The 19290-nt window shown below is 47.1% G+C and carries 19 protein-coding genes and 1 pseudogene; 3 read left to right on the forward strand and 17 right to left on the reverse strand.

Annotation, left to right across the window (positions count from 1 at the left end; all coding sequences use genetic code 11):
- Positions 1-27 precede the first annotated feature (27 nt).
- The 12 genes from JW897_RS08235 to JW897_RS08290 all read right to left on the reverse strand — a co-directional run bounded on the left by JW897_RS08235 (position 28) and on the right by JW897_RS08290 (position 9284).
- A complete protein-coding gene (locus JW897_RS08235) occupies positions 28-330 on the reverse strand; it encodes a hypothetical protein (protein ID WP_153013311.1) in 303 nt (100 codons plus the stop codon).
- Between the two features lie 11 nt (positions 331-341).
- The gene (locus JW897_RS08240) at positions 342-2660 is read right to left on the reverse strand and encodes a copper-transporting P-type ATPase (RefSeq protein ID WP_275899854.1); all 2319 of its coding nucleotides are present in this window, start codon (positions 2658-2660) and stop codon (positions 342-344) included.
- Between the two features lie 33 nt (positions 2661-2693).
- Positions 2694-3329: a methyltransferase family protein gene (locus JW897_RS08245; RefSeq protein ID WP_205465788.1), complete on the reverse strand. Its 636-nt coding sequence runs from the start codon at positions 3327-3329 to the stop codon at positions 2694-2696.
- The gene (locus JW897_RS08250; RefSeq protein ID WP_205465789.1) at positions 3326-3565 is read right to left on the reverse strand and encodes a DUF2933 domain-containing protein; all 240 of its coding nucleotides are present in this window, start codon (positions 3563-3565) and stop codon (positions 3326-3328) included. Before JW897_RS08250 ends, JW897_RS08245 begins: the two co-directional genes overlap by 4 nt.
- 65 nt (positions 3566-3630) lie before the next feature.
- On the reverse strand, positions 3631-5115 hold the full coding sequence (locus JW897_RS08255; RefSeq protein WP_205465790.1) for a multicopper oxidase family protein: 1485 nt from the start codon (positions 5113-5115) through the stop codon (positions 3631-3633).
- Between the two features lie 15 nt (positions 5116-5130).
- Positions 5131-5595 carry a hypothetical protein gene (locus tag JW897_RS08260; protein WP_205465791.1) on the reverse strand — a complete coding sequence of 155 codons (465 nt, stop codon included), beginning with the start codon at positions 5593-5595 and terminating at the stop codon, positions 5131-5133.
- A 93-nt stretch (positions 5596-5688) separates the two neighbouring features.
- The gene (locus tag JW897_RS08265; RefSeq protein WP_205465792.1) at positions 5689-6084 is read right to left on the reverse strand and encodes a hypothetical protein; all 396 of its coding nucleotides are present in this window, start codon (positions 6082-6084) and stop codon (positions 5689-5691) included.
- A 41-nt stretch (positions 6085-6125) separates the two neighbouring features.
- Positions 6126-6599 (reverse strand): cupredoxin domain-containing protein, encoded by a 474-nt coding sequence (locus tag JW897_RS08270; RefSeq protein WP_205465793.1) that lies wholly within the window; start codon positions 6597-6599, stop codon positions 6126-6128.
- A gap of 65 nt (positions 6600-6664) precedes the next feature.
- Positions 6665-7102: a DUF411 domain-containing protein gene (locus JW897_RS08275; protein ID WP_205465794.1), complete on the reverse strand. Its 438-nt coding sequence runs from the start codon at positions 7100-7102 to the stop codon at positions 6665-6667.
- Positions 7103-7172: 70 nt separating this feature from the next.
- On the reverse strand, positions 7173-7610 hold the full coding sequence (locus tag JW897_RS08280) for a hypothetical protein (RefSeq protein ID WP_205465795.1): 438 nt from the start codon (positions 7608-7610) through the stop codon (positions 7173-7175).
- A gap of 37 nt (positions 7611-7647) precedes the next feature.
- Positions 7648-8250, reverse strand: coding sequence for a C40 family peptidase (locus tag JW897_RS08285; protein WP_205465796.1), 603 nt, complete (start codon positions 8248-8250; stop codon positions 7648-7650).
- Between the two features lie 572 nt (positions 8251-8822).
- Complete coding sequence (locus tag JW897_RS08290; RefSeq protein WP_205465797.1) at positions 8823-9284, reverse strand: sensor histidine kinase; 462 nt, start codon at positions 9282-9284, stop codon at positions 8823-8825.
- 57 nt (positions 9285-9341) lie between these two features.
- On the opposite strand from JW897_RS08290, the gene JW897_RS08295 reads away from it, so the two are divergent.
- Entirely contained in the window at positions 9342-9536 is a 195-nt protein-coding gene (locus JW897_RS08295) for a hypothetical protein (RefSeq protein WP_240352132.1), read from the forward strand.
- 167 nt (positions 9537-9703) lie between these two features.
- A pseudogene (locus JW897_RS08300) lies at positions 9704-10803 on the forward strand (IS3 family transposase).
- A gap of 493 nt (positions 10804-11296) precedes the next feature.
- Here JW897_RS08300 and JW897_RS08310 read toward each other — a convergent pair.
- The 5 genes from JW897_RS08310 to JW897_RS08330 form a co-directional block, all read right to left on the reverse strand.
- Positions 11297-11605 carry an H-NS histone family protein gene (locus JW897_RS08310; RefSeq protein WP_205465798.1) on the reverse strand — a complete coding sequence of 103 codons (309 nt, stop codon included), beginning with the start codon at positions 11603-11605 and terminating at the stop codon, positions 11297-11299.
- 117 nt (positions 11606-11722) lie between these two features.
- Positions 11723-12379, reverse strand: coding sequence for an inovirus Gp2 family protein (locus tag JW897_RS08315; protein ID WP_062789230.1), 657 nt, complete (start codon positions 12377-12379; stop codon positions 11723-11725).
- Positions 12380-12881: 502 nt separating this feature from the next.
- Positions 12882-14621, reverse strand: coding sequence for a DUF3987 domain-containing protein (locus tag JW897_RS08320; protein ID WP_082696064.1), 1740 nt, complete (start codon positions 14619-14621; stop codon positions 12882-12884).
- On the reverse strand, positions 14614-15372 hold the full coding sequence (locus JW897_RS08325; protein WP_205465799.1) for a hypothetical protein: 759 nt from the start codon (positions 15370-15372) through the stop codon (positions 14614-14616). The genes JW897_RS08320 and JW897_RS08325 overlap by 8 nt, the downstream gene beginning before the upstream one ends.
- 174 nt (positions 15373-15546) lie before the next feature.
- On the reverse strand, positions 15547-16890 hold the full coding sequence (locus tag JW897_RS08330; protein ID WP_062789210.1) for a tyrosine-type recombinase/integrase: 1344 nt from the start codon (positions 16888-16890) through the stop codon (positions 15547-15549).
- Positions 16891-17766: 876 nt separating this feature from the next.
- On the opposite strand from JW897_RS08330, the gene JW897_RS08335 reads away from it, so the two are divergent.
- Complete coding sequence (locus JW897_RS08335) at positions 17767-19080, forward strand: hypothetical protein (RefSeq protein WP_205465800.1); 1314 nt, start codon at positions 17767-17769, stop codon at positions 19078-19080.
- Positions 19081-19290: the final 210 nt, after the last annotated feature.

A 19290-nucleotide genomic window follows, 5' to 3' on the forward strand; every position in this document is an offset into this window, starting at 1 on the left:
CCAAAAAATATTCAATAATCAATCTACTCAATGGCAACCTTGATGGCGTGTAGGTTTCGTCTCTTTTATATAGCTCTCTGGATTGCTCTCAAAAATATCCCTATTTTCCTTATTTTCAAAAAAATAAGTAAACCCCTTATATACCGATGCAATTTGAACACCATCACCAACACTACGGCCTGAGATAGGGTCTATCTTATCAGCGGGCTGCTCTGCTGCATGCTTATGGTGCTGTCCACCCATGCCACATCCCATACCCCCTCGCCGCATCATCAGCACCACCGCGATTGCAAATAAAATCCACAAACCATTCTGAACAAACCATTCCATGTCAATCTCCTTTATACACGACGTAAACGAAGCGCATTACATACAACTGAAACTGAACTTAAGCTCATAGCCAAAGCAGCAATCATTGGCGATAACAGAACTCCAAAAATAGGGAACAAAATCCCTGCTGCGATAGGGATACCCAATGCATTATACAGCAATGCAAAAAGTAGATTTTGCTTCATATTTTTCACTGCCTGGCTAGATATTTTTCTAGCCGCCAATATGCCTTTCAAATCTCCTTTAATTAAAGTAACGTGCGCACTACTCATTGCAATGTCTGTTCCATTCCCCATTGCAATTCCAATATCAGCTTGAACCAATGCGGGGGCATCATTAATGCCATCACCGGCCATTGCAACAAAATGGCCTTGATTTTGATGACATTGAACAAGTAATAACTTATCCTCTGGCTTTACTTCTCCGTGAACTTCGTTAATACCAAGCTTATTTGCAACTGATTGCGCAGTGCCAATTCCATCTCCACTTGCCATCACAACATTAATCCCTGCTTCTTTTAGTGAAGATATAGCCTCTGCAGCCGTTGGCTTGATTGGATCAGTAATTGAAAAGGCTCCAGACAACACTCCATCAATCATTAAATAAACAACGCTTCCCCCTTCTCCGTTTAGTTCTTTCAATTTCTCCTCAAGCTTAGATATATCTGCACCATTTTCATGCATAAATATACGACTACCCAAGGCTATTTTTTTTCCAGCAACTAAGCCATGCACACCAATACCTGTACTGGACTCGAAATCAGTACATGGCAACAGAGAAATTTTATTTCTCTCAGCTCCTTGCACAATAGCATGTGCCAATGGATGTTCACTTCCTTGATCTACACTGGCAGCAAATTGTAAAATTTCAAGCTCATTGTACGCTCCAAGCGCGACTACTTTTTCAAGCATCGGCTTTCCTTCTGTAATTGTCCCTGTCTTATCAATTATTAAAGTGTCAACTTTACATAGCTGTTCAATGGCCGCTGCGTCTTTGAATAAAACCCCACTAGATGCTGCCTTTCCAGTTGCAACCATAACTGACATGGGCGTAGCCAAACCAAGAGCACATGGACATGCAATAATCAAAACAGCAACGGCATTTAATAATCCGTATATCCAACTAGGCTCAGGACCAAACAGACCCCACACGAATAATGTTGTTACAGAAAAAATAAGAACTCCCACAACAAATAGCCCTGCAACATCATCTGCCATTCTCTGCATAGGAGCCTTAGATCGTTGTGCATGTGCAACCATCTGTACAATCTGGGCGAGCATGGTCTGCTCACCAACTTGCCTAGCCCGCATAACGAGCGTTCCATTTGTATTTAGCGTTGCACCAATTACTGAGTCTCCTTGTCTTTTTGTAACTGGCAGTGGTTCACCTGTGATCATTGACTCATCGACTGCACTACTACCATTCTCAACAGTGCCATCAACTGGAACCTTTTCCCCTGGGCGAATACGCAATAAATCTCCAACTATCACATCAGCAATGGGGATATCCACTTCCACCCCATCCTCCCGAACTTTGCGAGCACTTTTTGGAGCAAGTCCTAGCAGCGCTCTGATTGCTGCTGAAGTCTGTGATCGGGCTTTAAGCTCAAGCAATTGGCCAAGAAGTGTCAATGAGATAATGACATCTGCTGCTTCGTAATAAACTCCTACACGCCCCATCGCACTATAGCTTGATGGGAAAAAATCAGGAAACAAAGTGGCCACAAGACTAAATGAAAATGCAGCGCCTGTCCCAATTCCAATAAGAGTCCACATATTTAAGTGCCGATGCATTATTGATTGCAGGCATCTTGCAAAAAATATCCCTCCTCCATAAAACACTACGGGAAGCGATAGCAGCAGTTCAAGCCATGACTGATATTGAGTGAAGTCAGACTCAAACTGATGGCCAAACATAGCTAGTGCAAGAACGATGACACTGAGCGGAAGTGTCCACCAGAATCTCTTATTCAGGTTGATATATTCCGAACTTTCCTTACTCTCCATAGGTATTGCCAACTCAAGCGACATGCCACACTTAGGGCAATTTCCTGGCGTATGAGATATTACTTCCGGATGCATTGGGCATGTATAAATAGCATCTTTCATACAATTGTCGGAAACATGATCGACATCAATTTTGGCATGATGGTGGCTTATGGAATTCGATTCTTTTTCTCCATTTACTGTTACCAAGTCCATACCACACTTTGAGCATTTTCCTGGATGAGTTTGCTTTATTTCGGAATGCATTAGGCATGTGTAAATAACATCTTTCAAACCCACATGTCTTTCTGGATTAACACCATTGCAATTAGAGTGCTGATGCATTTCACACCGCCTTTCCATTGGTACCCGTTTATTTTAATAAAATCTTCTCGGGACAAAAGCAGGGACACTATTTTTGTATTCCAAATACACCACTCCAAATTCTTTCTCAATATCTATCTCTTCCCTAAATGCCAAACGCGAATAAATATAAACCAATATCGGAAACATCGCCAAGGTTATCAGCGTCGGCCACTGAAGCAAGAACCCAAACATGATCACAACAAAAGCAACATACTGTGGATGCCTGATCTTCGAATACGGCCCTGTTGTTGCAATACTCTTGTTAAGCTGCGCCACATACAGCACCCTCCAAGAAGATGCGAGCAGGAAGAAACCTAAAATAATAAATATATTGCTTAGGAGATGGAATGGACCAAAGTGTGGATTTGATCTCCATCCAAAAATAACCTCAAGAAGGTGACCTGAGTCATGATTCAAAAAATCTATTCCGGGGTACTTATTTACAAGCCAGGGCATTAGCAAATAGATTGTTAATGGGAATCCATACATTTCCGTAAACAGCGCGACTACAAAGGCTGAAAACATTCCAAGAGAACGCCAATCTTTTTTTGATTTTGGTTTGGTAAAACTAAAGGCAAAAATAATAAATACCAATGAATTCATAATAACTAGTGACCATAGCCCATAGCCATAATCAGCATGATTCATGATTTATCTCCTTTTTTACTTTCATCCTTTACGTCGGAAAAATCATCTTCCATCTTGTTGTTGTGGCCGTGATGCATAAATAAATGCATTAGCGGACATGCCAAAAAGAATACATATGGTAATGCGCCTAAGAGATGTGCCTTATGTTCCGCCCATAGAAAAAAAACTGCTACCGCTACAAATCCCCAAAATATCCATCTGAATTTTGAAGGTACAAATCCATGATGCGAGTGCATTTTATTTCTCCCTGAATTTCGCACAGTAAGCACAGCACCTAATGGTGCTGTGCTTACCAAAATACTTACACCACTTGCAATTGGCCCATCATTCCAACCGCCTCATGTTCAAGAATGTGGCAATGGAACATCCGGATACCTGGCCAGTGCTGTACCGTTTTGATACGCACAGTTTCACCCGACTTCAGGTTGATGGTGTCGTGCCAGGCCAGATAGGGCTCGGCCTTGACCACTCCGTCCATTTCCCGCGATTGCACCTGGAACTGTGTGCCATGCAGATGGAAGGGATGATCCATGTCGGACTGGTTGACAATCTCCCATAGCTCCACCTCATCGACTCGGCTGCTCAAGTCAATGCGATGCATGTCGTACTCCTTGCCATTCACCAGGAACTGCATGCCATGCTGGCCATTGGTCATGGTCATCTTCTCGGAGAAGACAACCTGCTTTTGGGCCACAGGGCGTCCCAGATCCTTGATGGTGGCCAGTCTGGCCGGCAAGGGGGCAACTTGGTCAGTAATCACCCGTGAAAAATCGACAGTCAAAATGTCCAGCGGCTTGTCAGGAGCGACATCGCCCATTTTTCCACGCGCATACACCGCTGCAATCAGCTTGCCCTGATCACGTCGCTTGCCTGCATCAACGATCAATTCGATACGCTGGCCCGGTGCCAACACATGCTCGGTCAGGCCGGTGACGGGGTGCTCCAGCAAGCCACCATCGGTTCCAATCAGGATCAGCAGCGAGCCAGGCAACTGCAGGCGCAGATAGCGCGCACTATTGGCATTCCAGATCCGCCAGCGCTCACGTCCTCCCGTATCGAAATGGACGATCGGTTTGTTCTGCGCATTGGTCAGGACAAACTGTCCTTCGCGTCCGTTCATCCAATCATCGCTGTTATTCGGTGCAATCTGGCCCATGTGATCCAGCTTCAGATCAGACAGAATCAGCAAACGCTCAGGCAACCCGGCAAGCGGATCCTGCTTTGCCCGGACGATAAAACCACCGGCAAGACCACGAGAGGCTTGTTCTGCAGTGAATTCATGCGGATGAGGGTGATACCAGTAAGTCCCGGCACTGCCTTCCGGCAAGGTGAAACGGTAAGTAATGCGCTGACCGGGGACGATGGCCTGCTGTGGATTGCCATCCTGACTCGGCGGTACCGGCAGTCCATGCCAGTGAATAGAGGTCGGTTGGCTCAGTTGGTTGTGCAGTGTGATTTCAACCGTATCCCCCTCCATGACATCAATCAGTGGTCCGGGCAGGCTGCCGTTATAGGTCCAGAATTCGGTAGGTCCGTCTTTCAGCAGTGGGACACGTACCACTTTGGCCGTCAACGTGGCCTTGAACAAGCCAGGCTGGCTGCTTTCATTGGTCAGTAGGGGCATGCTGCCCTGATCTGCACCAGAAGCCAGTAATGCGGGATCCAGCAAAGGCATGGGGCTGCCATCCACTGGCATGGCATGAGACATGGAGGCTGCGAGGGACTTCAAGCTGAAGCCCCCCAGGCCTGCCAGCAACATGCCGCTCAAGAATGAACGTCTGTGCATGATTAGCCTCGTCAGTTATTGCGCCATCGGCGTTTTCATCATTGACGACTGCTGATCCATCATCTGGATCATCATGTCCATCATGCGCATATCACCCTGCATCATGGATTTCATCGGCATGTCATCACTTTGCTTCATCCCCTTCTTCATGCCCATGTTGGACATGCCGCCCTGACAGTGGGCCATGTGCATTTTCTTCATCATGGCCATGCTGTCCTTCATGATGCCCATTCCTTCCTGCATGGCCGCTTGCCGTTCTTCAGGTGTTTTGGCAGCGGCCATCTTGGCGTGTACTGCATTCATCTTTTCCATCTGAGCTTCCATCTCCTTGCTTGCTGCCATTGGTTTGGCAGCGGGTTTGGCCGCCTTCTTGGCGACAACCGCAGCGGAAGCATCCTGGTGATGGGCTTCATTTGCTTGTGCGGTAAAGGTGGTGGCAACAATAGCCAGGGCGATGACGGTTTTCCATTGGGTTTTCATGATTCGACTCCGTATAGACGTGACAAAGGATTGCCCTGCCGCAATGGCAGGAACGGGTGAGGTAGGAATGGTGTTGCCATTCCGCATGTGGGGCTAGTTGTTGAAGCGGGAAAACTGCAGGCGTAGTGGCCGGGCGGGTGGCCGTGGCCACACCCGGATAGCCTGTGGCAAAAGAATGGTGATACTTAGTCCGCTCAGCCAAATCAGGCTGGCGGCCAATAACACCAAGGGCATGTGTTGCTGCCAGTGTGGATCGGCCTTCACCAACAAATGTTGGGCATCGGCACACACTTTGCTACACAGCTCATTGTGGGGCTGGTCATGCGTATGCTGCCATGGAGCCAGCAGGCTGGTCTCCTCATGATCTGGCGCTACCGGCATGGCCTGACAGTTTGCCACCGAGACCAGCGCAAACGCCAATACCCAGACGGCCAGCAGCAGCCGGCTCCAGGTATGCAGGTGTTGGCGTATCCGGTACAAGGTGAGCATTTTGTCTACTCCACGCGATGAGCCGATCAATTGGGTAAGGCCTATTTCAGCATGACATGCCGGTGATACATGCCGGCTTCAAAGTGCCCTGGAACATAGCAGGCAAACAGAACGGACTTACTCTTGACTGGATCAAAGCGCCAGACAATCGTTTTAGTCTCGCCCCCCTTGAGAGATAGCACATTGACATCGTGATGTTCCATCCCGGCCATCTGTTTTCGCATTTCCAGCAGATGCTCCTTGCGGAATGACTCATCGCCAATAGCGAACTCATGCGGAGCCTGGCCACTATTTCTCACCACGAATTTCACTACTTCACCGCGACGGATGCGCATGGAGTCGAATTTCAACCGCATTGTATCGGTGGCTTCGACATAGATGGTCCGTGTTACAGCAGATTCTTGCGCGGGCTGGCCGAAAGCGAATTGCTCCGACATGTCCATGCCATTCATCTGTGCCATGGCGACTGCTGGTAGCAGTAGTGCCAGCAGCAGCGCGTGTTTTTGATATTTCATTGTGTAGCTCCCGCCCAGCGGGATGGCGATGGCCAAAGCCCGGCCACACCCCGTCGGACAATGACTCAGAATCGGCCGAACAGCACGCCGGTACGTTGGTCTTTAGTCATGGTGTAGATGGCCAGCGTACCTGGCTTTTCTTCACCCATACCGGGGCTGTTCAATGGCATGCCGGGGGCAGACAGGCCCACCACGTCGGCCTTGCTGGCAATCAGCTTCTTGATGGCGGCCACTGGTACATGGCCTTCAATGGTATAGCGGCCAATCTTGGCGGTATGGCAGCTGCCCAGACCCGGCGTGACACCCATCTGTTGTTTGATCGGCTGCATGTCGTCGCGATTGATGGCGGTGACATCAAAGCCGTTGTGCTTGAGATAGCTGATATAGGCTTCGCAGCAGCTGCAAGTCGGGCTCTTGTACAGCGTGACTGGAGTGGCAGCAAAAATGGAGGTGCTGAATGCGCCGATCAAGACGGCAAGAACGCGGGTACGGACGGTGACCATGATGGCCCTCCTTCTGGCAATGACAATGATTCAGATAACCGGCAACAGGCCGGCAAGTCAGAAAATACGGTCAGGCAAGTAAAGGGGGGCGATGCGGCGGAGAAAGGGTGATACCAGCCAGTTTGGCAGGCTGGGTAGGTACAAAAATACCAACCTGAGCAAGCGGGGCGGCAGACCAGGCTGTATGCTGGAACATGGAGGGTGCACAGAGTTGCACGCAGCCAGCCCCGTTACACAACATGCCATGTGCTGCTTTTGCAGTGGCAGCATGGGTCGTCATCTTGCCGGCTGTTTCCTTATGACAGGCCGCATGGGTTTCATGGGCCATGCAGTCCGCCGAGATGACTGCCTTCCCGGCCATGGCCATGTCTACACCTGCTGCCAGCACATTGAGTGCTGGAAGCGTGAGCAGAAGCATGAGCAGGAAACGGTATAAGGCTTTCATACTTGCCAAGATAGCACTTTTGAGTGGCAAAAGTGAATGCAAAATAATTCTTTGCGGCTGCATTGTTGATCTAGATCAGTCTCACCACCATGTCCCAATCTCATTTTGCCAAGGCTTCCTGCTGCTTTGCTTTGGCATGTTGCAGAATCCGGCGCGCACCATCAAAGCGCTTGACCCAATAGGCTTGGGTCATATCACTGATACCTATCGTTTTGCCCGCTCTGGGGGCATGGATGAACTTGCCTTTGCCCAGATAGATGCCGCTATGCGAAAACCGGAATCCCCGTGTATTGAAGAACACGATATCGCCGGCCTGTAATTCACCCATACCTACGGCCCTACCTTGCCGGGCTTGTTCTGCCGCTGTTCGGGGTAGCTCATATCCTACCGACTTCAGAAACACGAAGCGGATGAGGCCACTGCAGTCAAAACCGGTAGCCGGCGATTGCCCACCAAAACGGTAGGCAATGCCGGTCAGGCTCATAGCCTGCATTAGTACCTCGCCGGCCAAATCTTTCTGGAGTTGTAACGGTGCCGCAGGCTGTGGCTCCTCTACAGCGACGGCCTTTTCATGGTTGGCAGCGGATGTCAGCGGGCTCAGCAACACAAGCAAGCACATCATGATTTTGAACTGCCAGACGTGGCCATTGAAAGCCACTGGCGATAAAGGACCACCTCTACACTTAACAAACATTACGATCATTCATTGTCATCGGTTATTTGGCCGTAATCAGCCCAAACGGTCGCGCACACAAGTCGCTACCGTTTGGGTGTTGCCACGCAATGAGCAGGAAAAGAGCATTCCTGTTCAACTAGACAGAGACAAATCAGGCAGTAATGGGTGGACGCCAGAGAGGTTCGGCGCGGATGGCAAGCGGCTTTTGCAGCGGCGGTGGTGTGGCTTGGGCATTACCCGAACGCAACCGGGCTTGAGGGATGAGCAAGGCCACCAGGGAATAGCATGACTTGCAATCCAGCTTGTGCTGGCAAGCATGTTGCCCGGCAGACGGAGCCGTAAGCGTGCGTGGTGACTGGGAGATTTCATGCCCGGCTAGTGTGGCACAGGCAGTATGGGATGCCGCGCCGGTATCCGTGGGGTGTACGCGTGCGCTCCCCAAGGCGATAAAGGAGAGCGCCAGGGTCAAGAGCAGGATCAACACAAGTCGGGATGCGTACATCCCGCTGATTATAGTGCAGGCGCTCGCTTGTCAGCCAAGGGTTTGGCATGAAATGAACCCCAGGCACTTCCCGATATTCTGTGGTCATGCAAGAATTTCAGCCATGTTGTAGTGCTTGGACACTTCTCTCGCGCGGAAATCTGATCTTCACAAGCAATCCATGCCCGGCGGAACCGGTGAGTAACTCAAGTCGAGCTTTGTGCTGCTCTGTGATACGACTCACAATCGCAAGTCCAAGCCCACTTCCTTCTATTCCACTATGACTGCCACGATAGAAGCGTTCCAGCACACGCTCTCGCTCCTGTTCGGGGATACCTGGCCCAGTGTCACTGACTTCCAGCAATATTTCGGTTTGAGTCTGGCGGATTGCTATATCGATCTGACCATGGGGTGGTGTATAGCGGATCGCATTGTCCACCAGATTGCCAAGCAATATGCCAATCAGATTGGAATCCCCATCAACTAGGGTCTCTTCTGAATCGATCGGGCCGAGATCAATATTTTTCTGCCCGGTAAAACAGATTTTTTCCTTGATGACCTCTTTGCATATCTCCAGCAAGTTGACGGACTGAGACCCCTTGAATGGGAGTTCAGCCAGGGCATACTGGCGACTCTGGTGGCCGATACCACACCCAGTGACATGAAGGGGACGGCTTTTGGTGTCTTCAACCTGCTCAGCGGCCTGGCCATGCTGCTGGCAAGTGTGATTGCTGGCAGTTTGTGGCAGTACTGGGGTGCATCGACCACCTTCTATGCCGGTGCTGTCATTGCCGGAGTGGCCTTGCTTTTACTCAGGCAGCGGCACATCTGAATCAGGCTGCAAAAATATGGGGTTACTCCCACTGTTTACGGGAACGGTAAGGCGCTACGCGTAGATCTGATATATCTATCCCGTAGTTGACCTCCTCCCAAAAAATGGTAGCGGTGGAAAGTAGAGATTTCTGGCAAATTTAACCCTATCCGGGTAGGAGATTTGTCATGAAAAAATCGAAGTTCACGGAAGAGCAGATCGCTTTTGCCTTGCGTCAGGCGGAGTCGGGTACGACAGTCGGGGAGGTCTGCCGCAAAATGGGCATCTCCGAAGCGACTTTCTATAACTGGAAGAAGAAATACGGCGGCCTGGGCGTCAGTGAGTTGCGCCGCCTGAAACAACTGGAAGAAGAGAACGCCCGCCTCAAGCGCATGGTCGCCGACCTGAGCCTGGACAAGCAGATGCTGCAGGAAGTCATCCAAATAAAGCTGTGAGGCCGGCCCGCAAACGCGAGTTGGCCAACTTCCTGATCGACGCGTACCGCGTCAGCATCCGTCGCGCCACCGCGGTCATTCAGCTGCGGCAAGCTACCTATTTTTACCGCCCTCACCCTCGAGACGATCGTGCGGAGCGGCAGCGAATCCGCGAGATCGCCGCCACCCGCATTCGTTATGGAGCGCGCCGCATCCACGTCCTGCTGCGGCGCGATGGCTGGCGGATCAATCACAAGAAGACCTACCGGATCTATTGCGAAGAAGGCTTGAATCTGCGCGCAAGCGGCCCAAACGGCGAGTGGCAGCGGCGCATCGCCAGGCTCGGCCGGCCGTCTCCAATGTGAATGCGTGCTGGAGCATGGATTTCGTCGCCGATCAGCTGTTCAACGGCCAGAAAATCCGGGCCTAAACTGTGGTGGATAATTTTAGCCGGGAGAGCTTAGCGATCACGGTGGATTTCGCGCTGAAAGCTGCGGACGTGGTTGCTATAATGCAGCATGTGCAGGCCTTGCGCGGGACACCGCAACGGATTCAGGTCGACAACGGCAGCGAGTTTATTTCCCTGGCGCTGGACCAGTGGGCCTATGAGCAAGGCGTCACACTGGATTTCTCACGACCAGGAAAACCCACGGATTAATGCCTTTATCGAGTCATTTAACGGCAGTCTGCGCGACGAGTGCCTGAATGTGCATTGGTTTCTATCGCTGGACGACGCACGTGACAAGATCGAGCGTTGGCGGCAGGATCACAACGAATTCAGGCCGCACAGTTCGCTGGGCGACCAGACCCCGAGCGGGTTCCGGCTCGCCCATCTTGAAGCCCGGGATCTCTAAGTCAGACCGCTCGGTTAGTTGGGAGGAGGTCAAATTAAGCCCGGACTCTAAAGCTCTATGCTACTTAAACCGGGGGGACCTCGTGCCCATCCGCACTGATTGGCGCATCCAACGTCTTCGAGCTGGCCGTGGCTGCTCCCATCAGTCTGTTTGGATTCCACTCGGGTGCAGCGCTGGCTACGGTAGTGGGGGTGCTGAATGAAGTCCTGATGATGCTGCAGGTGCTCAAGGTCGTGAATCAGAGCAAGGGTTGGTACGGGCGAGCATAAGCAACGCGGGAACTACTTGAAGCGACGAAATGGCTGCTTTCCATGGGAAGGCGGCCATTTATATTTCTGAAAGAAGTGTTTTTCTGGCCGGAAAGCTATTGATATGTCAGCCCCCCTGCAGTCGCTTGGCCAGAGCAGGATGCTACTCGCCCAAGTAAAGCAAAGCTTGAAATAAGAAAGGCACTACACATGTAGCGCCTTTTTAATATCCGTCTTTGATCAGTTCAGATTGCCAAGTCTTCCAAGCTAAAACCTTCATCTAGCTGAGCCTGTACCCAGGCTGGCTTACGGCCACGACCAGTCCAAGTCTGGGACTCATCATTCGGGTTCTTGTACTTGGCTTCAACTGGCTTACGTACAGTAGTAGTAGCTTTACTGAGCACATCATCCAAACTCAGGCCATACGACTTAGCCAGTTCCAGGATCTGCTTCTTGGCATTAGCCTTCTCTTCTGTCTCACGACGGCTAATTTCAGCATCAACGGCCTTCAGCAGATCCTGTAGTTCAGTAAAGCTCTTAGCTTGCAATTCCATGATCATTATTCTCTACTCAAAAATTCATCAATGTAGCTAGGCTAGACCAGCCATGGTAATAAATCAAATTTAAAAGTAGATGACATCACTTACATGAAGAGTTGCAAGCCAGCTTGTCTACCGCTGGCTATAGCCAAATGCATGCAAGCCATTACCAAAGTATTTAGTTGCCACTTTGGTCAGATAGCTGGCTCTATAGAAGAAATCTCCCCAGGTGCAGGGATCATTCCGTAACAGGCAGTAGCTAGACTGACGAGGAATTTCAACCAGGCCAGCTACCTGCTCCACACTGACCCTCAACGCACTAGCCAATGCCCCTTCCAGTCTGTTGAAGATATTTTCCCTACCTTGCTCATACTTGCCTACGGTGCAGTAGGCATCGTTATTCAGCAGGAATACCAAGTGGTAATGAGGCTTACCATCATGTCCTACTTCCCGTGCCCATGCATAACGCACGACACAGGGATGGCTTCTGCCATAGTTAGCAGCAGATACTTTACGTGCATGGTTGATCTTTGCAATGAATGAAGCAAGAAAGCGCTGAATGACTTCATTGCTATTATAGATTTCATAGCTCATCAAATCATCAGGAAATCTGATATCTACCCTGAATGCAAAGACCCTATTGTAATCAGCAAGTGCAGCATGCATCGCTTGCTGCAATCCAGCTAGGTATTCAGTGATGAGCGGCCCTTTGTCCGTCATGACAGGCAGATTGTTGAAGTGTGGTTGGTAAAATAGGGTCTGGTTGGTATTTGCAGCATTACGGATCATTTTAAGCTCCAAGAGGTAGGTTTCATAACCTGAACACTTGAAGTATTTTTTTACTTACTGTACTAGCCAATTGGCACGTCACATTACGTGCCTATACTAGCCAGTTAGCAAGCTCATACCTGTGCTAGGGCACCGCATGCTTAGCTACAGATACATAACTAGCTTTATATTACCAATACCTACATCACGTAACTAGAAAATCTATTAGCAAGCCTATTAAATTTACTATATATAATTGAAATTCAAGTCGTAAATACATTTTTTCAACTCCACTAAAATATTAAATCAATTCAAACATTAAAAATTCACTTGTCATTTTGATGTATTTAGTGGAGCTACCAAGAAGCCCATGAGAGTAAAGATTGCCTGCATTTCCATCTCTAACTCAGACTTCCACATGACTACACTACTACTGTAGCTATGTAGTGATTTAAAGTAACTCATCATTTGATGGATTTTGTTTAAAATTAACATTGCACAAAGCATTTGTGCAAATTAAATATCATTGAGAATTGTTCTTAACAAATTCTACATCTACAGTAATGTTTCCCAAGCATTCCTTAGTAGCCTTCTCTTGTAGTTCCTTTTGAACATATGAAAGATCATTGCTGTTAACAGCACCGTTTACAGTAACTACAGAAGGTTTCGTAACTTGTTGCTGATCATTTTCTTGATAATTAAAAGTGCGTAGATGCTGATCTAAAATTGGCGTAGAACTAGGAACTGGTCCACTACCATATGGAACGGGAGGTCTACTGGGGTAGAGGTCACTTAACCCATACACATCAATAATAGAATGGATACTTTGCTCATGAAACGGATATAAAACAATTAATGCCCCCTTCTTTCCGGACAGGACATTAATTACCCTACGAGATTCTAATATATTTATTGCCTCTGTTAATTCCGCAGCCTTCCCTTTAAATCCTGCATAATTTTGCAAATCCCTAAAGCTATAAATTCCATTCTTTAGCGTGGGATATGTGTATCGTGACCACGATGCCTTTTCCAGCCAATCATTTAACTTTTTTGCAAATCGCTCCCCAGCTGAAATATCTGATCTCAGATATTTGGAGAAAATATTTTCATAATTTACCGCATACCAAGAACACAAATCAATCGCATTTTTTACATGGTCTTCAATTATTTCATTTTCATTGCAAAAATACTGAAACAATGCGGCAATTCTGGATGCATGCTGAACCAGCCTACGATAGAATGTTTCAATCTCTACAGGCACATGCTTTTCTTTTATTATATTGTTTATTTTTTGCTGAAATTCTTCAAATTGCAATTTTGATTTTCTTGAGAATTCCAAACAGATTCTATCTCTAAAATCAACATCACCTTTTCTTAGTATTTCGTAAATTCTATTATTAAATTTAATTAAACACGGCTCTGGAATTTCATCAATAATACTTGCTGCCTCTTGTGGAATCTCATGACCACCCTGAAATGAAACCAAAAACCTGGAAAGCAACCCTGAGCTAAATGCCTTCTTACCACGCAGATCCATAAATTCATGAAATGGATCTGATTGAGTCATTATGGAAATTGTCAATCTCGGGTGATACGGCTTCCTATCGCCTTTAATAAGGCCCATCGCTTGATCTTCACCACTCCAGAAACTACTTAAAATGCCAGGTTGGCCAAAAGCCTCACTCAATACCAAATGACCAGCCTCTGGTGAAATAATAGCAGCAACTCCATCACTAACCAGAGCTTCATGTAACTTTTGGGAGGTTATTTGAGCATAGCAAATAGTTTTTTGCTTACCTTGGATTGGCTTTCTCAAACCATGTGCAATCAATTCGTCATTTAATAATTTATAATCATCCGTACCACGTACTAGCTTTCTTAATTCATTTTTTATTGATACACCTTCATTCTTCCAAGCCCCCGTCTGAGCATCCAGTAAAATCTTGTCTACTGTGACACTCTGATTGTACTCCTCTTCAAATTTTGCAACTCCCCTAAAAAAACGCTCGTTTGCAATTGATTTCCCACGACTCGCATTACTAACTACCCATAAAAACAAACCACATGATGCAGCAGGAAAGTTCGGAAATTTAACATTAATTTTTCCTTGGCACGCTGTGGATATTGCAGAAAGTGCAGCATGCGCAGCAAGATCCATAGGAATCTTTAAATTATTGGCAACTTCTTTAACAGCATCAGAAATAAGTGGGGGTAGGAAATCAACTGGATATGGCGATTCTGGGATCGAATTTTGATTAGCCATTATTTTTCCTTAGTGCAAGCTCAACAGCATTTAATGGCCAAGCAAGCCTTCTATTGGAAAGTTTAATCGGCCTAACCCCGCAATAATTCTCGTTTATGCTATAAGCCTTCAATATCGTCTGAGGCATTACGTTTAATCCGTTAGCAAACTCTTCTGTTGTAAGATGCTGTCTATATGGATTAATTTTTAACTTTCCCACATCACTATCAGAGGAAATAGAAACTAATGCATTAGCACTTGCATGTTGTTGTTTATTAATTTTCCGATCTATTAGATCTAGTTTTTTAATTATAACGTCCAACGGCTCTTTTGCTTGTGAAGCATATTCCGCTATTTCAAAGGGGACCGGCGCATTAATAGAACCTAATGAATTTTTGAAAATACTGATCCAGATGAATGAGCTGGAAACTGCATAGCGTTCCTGAATCTCGTCTTCGATACACCAGTTGATAAAATCGAGAGGGACCACGTGAGAAGGAGAGCTGCCCTCATCTGCGCACCAATCATTCCATTGCCGCAAGATAATGCCAGCCTCATAAAACGGAGTGTTTCCACTTCCAATAATGGGGTTCCCATCAAGACTAGTACCGCCCGTTGTAGGGATGGCTTCACAATCGCATGGAGGGTGGACTCCGGCAAGCAGCATTGCTCCCATAACGGGAGTCCAACTTTGCATATCCAAGTATTTCTGTATGGTTTTAAGGAGCTGCAGACTTGCTGTTATCTGATCTGCTGGGGATGTGTTTTGCATAAGTAAATCCTCTTGTCCACTACCATCGGTTCTACTGACGGCGACGCACATTGCGTGCGCCAACAGTAGTCAGGAACATGCCAAGAAGATTGTACTGCTGTGAGGTAAATATCTGTAAGGAAAATGTGGGAATCTGCATGCAAATACAAAGTAATCTTTGCAAATAGCACAACTTCAGTCCACTGATGACTGAAATGGGATACCTGCTTGTTCAAGCATCCAAGTTTCGATCTTGTCGTGCCACATGCGTAACAAGTCCAATGGCCTGCGCCGGTAATGCTTTTCTGCAATAGCGGACGGCTTGTGGCCTTGGATCTGAGCTACAACACCAACAGGAACTTCAACCCACTCCGAGAGTGTCCCGAACGATCGTCTCAGCCCATGAAGGGTAATGTGCGGTAACTCAGCAGTCTGAAGCGCTTCATTATGCGCAATCCGTGGCTCTGCAATTTTTCCATCAGCAGACGTCTTACTATGAAAAACCCAAGGCGAAGGTGCCCAAGATTTACCCATTTTCTGCAGGGTCAACAACCTGCGCTTACTTGGTAGCGTTTCATTGTATTCTTTCAAGATCATCAATAGTCGCGCAAGGTAAGGTGTAAGCGGTATTGTTCTTCCCCCAGTGCCTTCCACTTTGTCATCAAGTACAAGTTGCCGCCAACGAAAATCCACATCCTCCCAGCGTAGCCCGGCTAACTCTTCACGTCTTGCACCTGTAATCAACAAGCCTTGCAAATAGGTACTGATAACAGGATTGGGATGGCTTCTAACGGCACGGAACCAAGCAGCTAGCTGCTCTCGCTGCAAACAATCCACTTTCATTTTTGGCTTGGGTAAATGTTCTCGTATTCGCTTATTCGTGCACACTTCTGGGGATGCCAACCCTTCGTAATCAACTTGCTCTTGGCTCCAGGTAATAAAAGCTTTCAGCAATGAGAAGGCAAGCCTAGCCCTTGCAGGACGAGACTTCACTTCCACAGCAAGCCATGCATCTACAGTGTCTTTAGTAAGCTCAGAAAGACGTAAGACCATCAGAGATGCTAATGGCCCAGGCACAATCTGCCGCTTACCTTTAAGTGCCATGCGACCACCTGGCTCTGCCAGACGCATGTGGTCTTGCAGATGACGATCGGACCACTTATCTTTCCGATTGAGTAAATACTGCTCCCAAGCCTCCCTGACAAGCATATCTTGTCGCATGGACTCTGCACGCCTTGCCTCATGCTTAGCTTGCATTTCCGCACGAACTTCACGCGGATCTTTACCTTCATCCACCAATGTTCTCAGCCGCGCAGCTTCTGTTCGAGCCCTACCAAGCTCCCAGGCGCGAGCATCACCAATTGTCACCCTAATTGTCTTCCCGAAGAGGCGGGACTCAAAGATGTATGCTCTGGCACCTGTTGAGGTCACACGAAGACCAAACCCCTGCGTCTTCGCATCCCAGTAGATAGTTTGCCGCTTCTCTGGATCACATTTAAAGCTTTCGACCCGGGCTGCCGTAAAATTCTGCTTGCTCAAAATTTATCCATGTAGGCAATATGTAGGCAAATCGTATTCCATCAGATCAATGAGAGTCAATGAAGAATCAGAGAAAAAATTCAATTTTTCCATATATTTCATCAAGTTAAGAAGTGAAATCAATGTAGATCAAAACAGATCAATAATTAGTTCTACGGAATCATAATCCGCAGGTCCGGGGTTCGAGTCCCTGATTCGCCACCAAAATGAAAAGGGTCAGCGCAAGCTGACCCTTTTCCGTTTTAGGCTTGTGGCGCATTTGTACCGAGCCCCATCACCGCGTCAATGGTCCGGGCATGGCCAGCCAGGTTCGCCGGACTCAAATGGGCGTACCGCTGCACCATCTGCACCGACTTCCACCCACCCATTTCCTGCACCACATTGAATCGCCCCTCTGAATCGCCCCGGTTTCTCTAGACCCTCTAGGCTCAGCGGGGTGGAATGACTGATTTTTTTTGAGCGATTTTAAAAATTGAATGGCATGAGAAAAGTGGTATGCAAATTATCTAGCGGTCGAAGATAAATTCTTCTTTCCAGAGATATTTGCTGAATATCCAACCAAACAGGATGTCAAGCACCGCCTCGTGAGACCGCACGCAGTGCGGGGGTCAGTGCTTGACATCCTGTTAGTGGTAAACGCTTAATCTTCGTCAGCCTCCCGGAGCGGGGAGCTCAGAAAAGCTTCAGAATGCCTTTTAATGATGTAACTTCACTCTTTATTTTGGCATATACCAAGAGATAATGAACTGCTTCTAACCAACAAGCTAGCATGGCGTTAACTTGACTTATTAGGATAATCCCACAAGATACTGTGCTGCAATAGATATTGGCAGAGTTACATCTGCTTGACTATCGTCTTCAGGAAGAACAATGATAATGAATATTTTTGAATTACTTGACCCAAAAAACTTATTCTTCTTTACAGACCATCAAAGTTTAACGGAGAAAGACATCAGTGTATTGCGCGGACTATTCTTTCTGCCTGGCGATTTACAAGCCAGAACATCCAATACATACGGACTGTTGTGCTTGATGCATGACTGTATGAAAATTGACAGCGCACGTTTCTTAAAAACAGTTTTCATACCTTGGGTTGGCATCAAGGCAAAAACTAAAGTACATAGATCAAGAATAATGGATGAGTTTTCCCGAGTTGGCGAATTTGAGGAAGGCTCTGACGCCGACAAAGCCCACTTGGTCAACATCTACAGGAGTATTGTTTCAGATCTGTTTGATCCTTACATCACTTTGGTTGTTGCATGCTACCAGTTCAAGACAGGGAACTACAAAGACATCGATGATACTAATGCATCGATGGGAGAAAGAAATAAGACTGAGTACATACTCGCCAGAAAGGAGTTCTTAGAGCTTTTGAAAGGGTACAACCCTCAAGTAAGGAATGCAATTTCTCACTCTGGCTCTCATGGTGTCACATACAAAAATAACAATATTATATTTAGAGAAATTTCACGCAACACTCCTCCTAGGGTTAACATTGTTACTTGGAGCAAAGAAACACTGGAACAAAAAATTATGTGGCTCTTTGAGTGCATAATTTCAATCGAAGCCTCTGAAAATGTATTTGGAATTGATTGCCAAGAACAAATACTGACCGACTTCGATTTGTTTCTTGGATTTATTCTACACTGTTCGGACCATACTACTCGCGAAGAATTGCATGCTAAATTCAATATTCGAATGAACAATATCCGCAACAATGATTCACTACCAAGTGAAACCAAAATAGAAACTCTTAGCAAGGTCTTATTTTACAATTGCGCACTCCGAAAAATGCCTATTTTGTCAAGTTCCACCTCCGAAGAAAGAGCAGAACTACGACTTGAGATACCAAAGGTCAATACAGATTTTTCAGAAGATGAAGAAATATTAAACCGCCTACTCCAATTACCACGCTATAGCATACTTGCCTTTACAATTTTCGAGGATCTTTTCGAAAGATTTTCTGTAGTAGAAGTAGACAAATCCGAAAACCTCTCTGGTCTCGCCATAATAATAAGCGGAAATTTACTCCGTTTGTATTGCGAAGAAAAAGCAGGTCTTGTTGATTTAATAAATGACTCTGTTTCATTTTGCGAAGGAAAAAAAATCGCAGTAGAAATTGACTTTAAAAAACTAGAGAATTTTGAGGATCACTCACTTAACGAACCATTTCCACGGCTATTGAGATAGCGACAATAAAGTTATGCCAAATTTTTATTTGCGTTTCACTGAGGCCAAGCCGAAAGCCATCGTGGCACTAGAAATATGATCGACGAGAGCTTTCGTTACACTAGGAGGAACAACAGCCCACCAGCAGCCAACTTGCAAAGCTGGCAGCCCCTTTGGGGCGGTGGCGGCGTAAGGCTGGAACAGCCTCTAGCCGACAGCCAGCACGGGGGG

Source organism: Chromobacterium alkanivorans (assembly GCF_016937655.1).
In the GTDB taxonomy this organism is placed as follows: domain Bacteria; phylum Pseudomonadota; class Gammaproteobacteria; order Burkholderiales; family Chromobacteriaceae; genus Chromobacterium; species Chromobacterium alkanivorans.

Bases quoted from the DNA above. Each gene is read 5' to 3' on its own strand.
- JW897_RS08335 (WP_205465800.1), top strand. From the start codon at position 17,767: ATGAATATTTTTGAATTACTTGACCCAAAAAACTTATTCTTCTTTACA.
- JW897_RS08250 (WP_205465789.1), bottom strand. From the start codon at position 3,565: ATGCACTCGCATCATGGATTTGTACCTTCAAAATTCAGATGGATATTT.
- JW897_RS08270 (WP_205465793.1), bottom strand. From the start codon at position 6,599: ATGAAATATCAAAAACACGCGCTGCTGCTGGCACTACTGCTACCAGCA.
- JW897_RS08235 (WP_153013311.1), bottom strand. From the start codon at position 330: ATGGAATGGTTTGTTCAGAATGGTTTGTGGATTTTATTTGCAATCGCG.
- JW897_RS08245 (WP_205465788.1), bottom strand. From the start codon at position 3,329: ATGAATCATGCTGATTATGGCTATGGGCTATGGTCACTAGTTATTATG.
- JW897_RS08285 (WP_205465796.1), bottom strand. From the start codon at position 8,250: ATGATCGTAATGTTTGTTAAGTGTAGAGGTGGTCCTTTATCGCCAGTG.
- JW897_RS08275 (WP_205465794.1), bottom strand. From the start codon at position 7,102: ATGGTCACCGTCCGTACCCGCGTTCTTGCCGTCTTGATCGGCGCATTC.
- JW897_RS08315 (WP_062789230.1), bottom strand. From the start codon at position 12,379: ATGATCCGTAATGCTGCAAATACCAACCAGACCCTATTTTACCAACCA.
- JW897_RS08280 (WP_205465795.1), bottom strand. From the start codon at position 7,610: ATGCAGCCGCAAAGAATTATTTTGCATTCACTTTTGCCACTCAAAAGT.
- JW897_RS08255 (WP_205465790.1), bottom strand. From the start codon at position 5,115: ATGCACAGACGTTCATTCTTGAGCGGCATGTTGCTGGCAGGCCTGGGG.
- JW897_RS08240 (WP_275899854.1), bottom strand. From the start codon at position 2,660: ATGCATCAGCACTCTAATTGCAATGGTGTTAATCCAGAAAGACATGTG.
- JW897_RS08260 (WP_205465791.1), bottom strand. From the start codon at position 5,595: ATGAAAACCCAATGGAAAACCGTCATCGCCCTGGCTATTGTTGCCACC.
- JW897_RS08310 (WP_205465798.1), bottom strand. From the start codon at position 11,605: ATGGAATTGCAAGCTAAGAGCTTTACTGAACTACAGGATCTGCTGAAG.
- JW897_RS08320 (WP_082696064.1), bottom strand. From the start codon at position 14,621: ATGGCTAATCAAAATTCGATCCCAGAATCGCCATATCCAGTTGATTTC.
- JW897_RS08265 (WP_205465792.1), bottom strand. From the start codon at position 6,084: ATGCTCACCTTGTACCGGATACGCCAACACCTGCATACCTGGAGCCGG.
- JW897_RS08325 (WP_205465799.1), bottom strand. From the start codon at position 15,372: ATGCAAAACACATCCCCAGCAGATCAGATAACAGCAAGTCTGCAGCTC.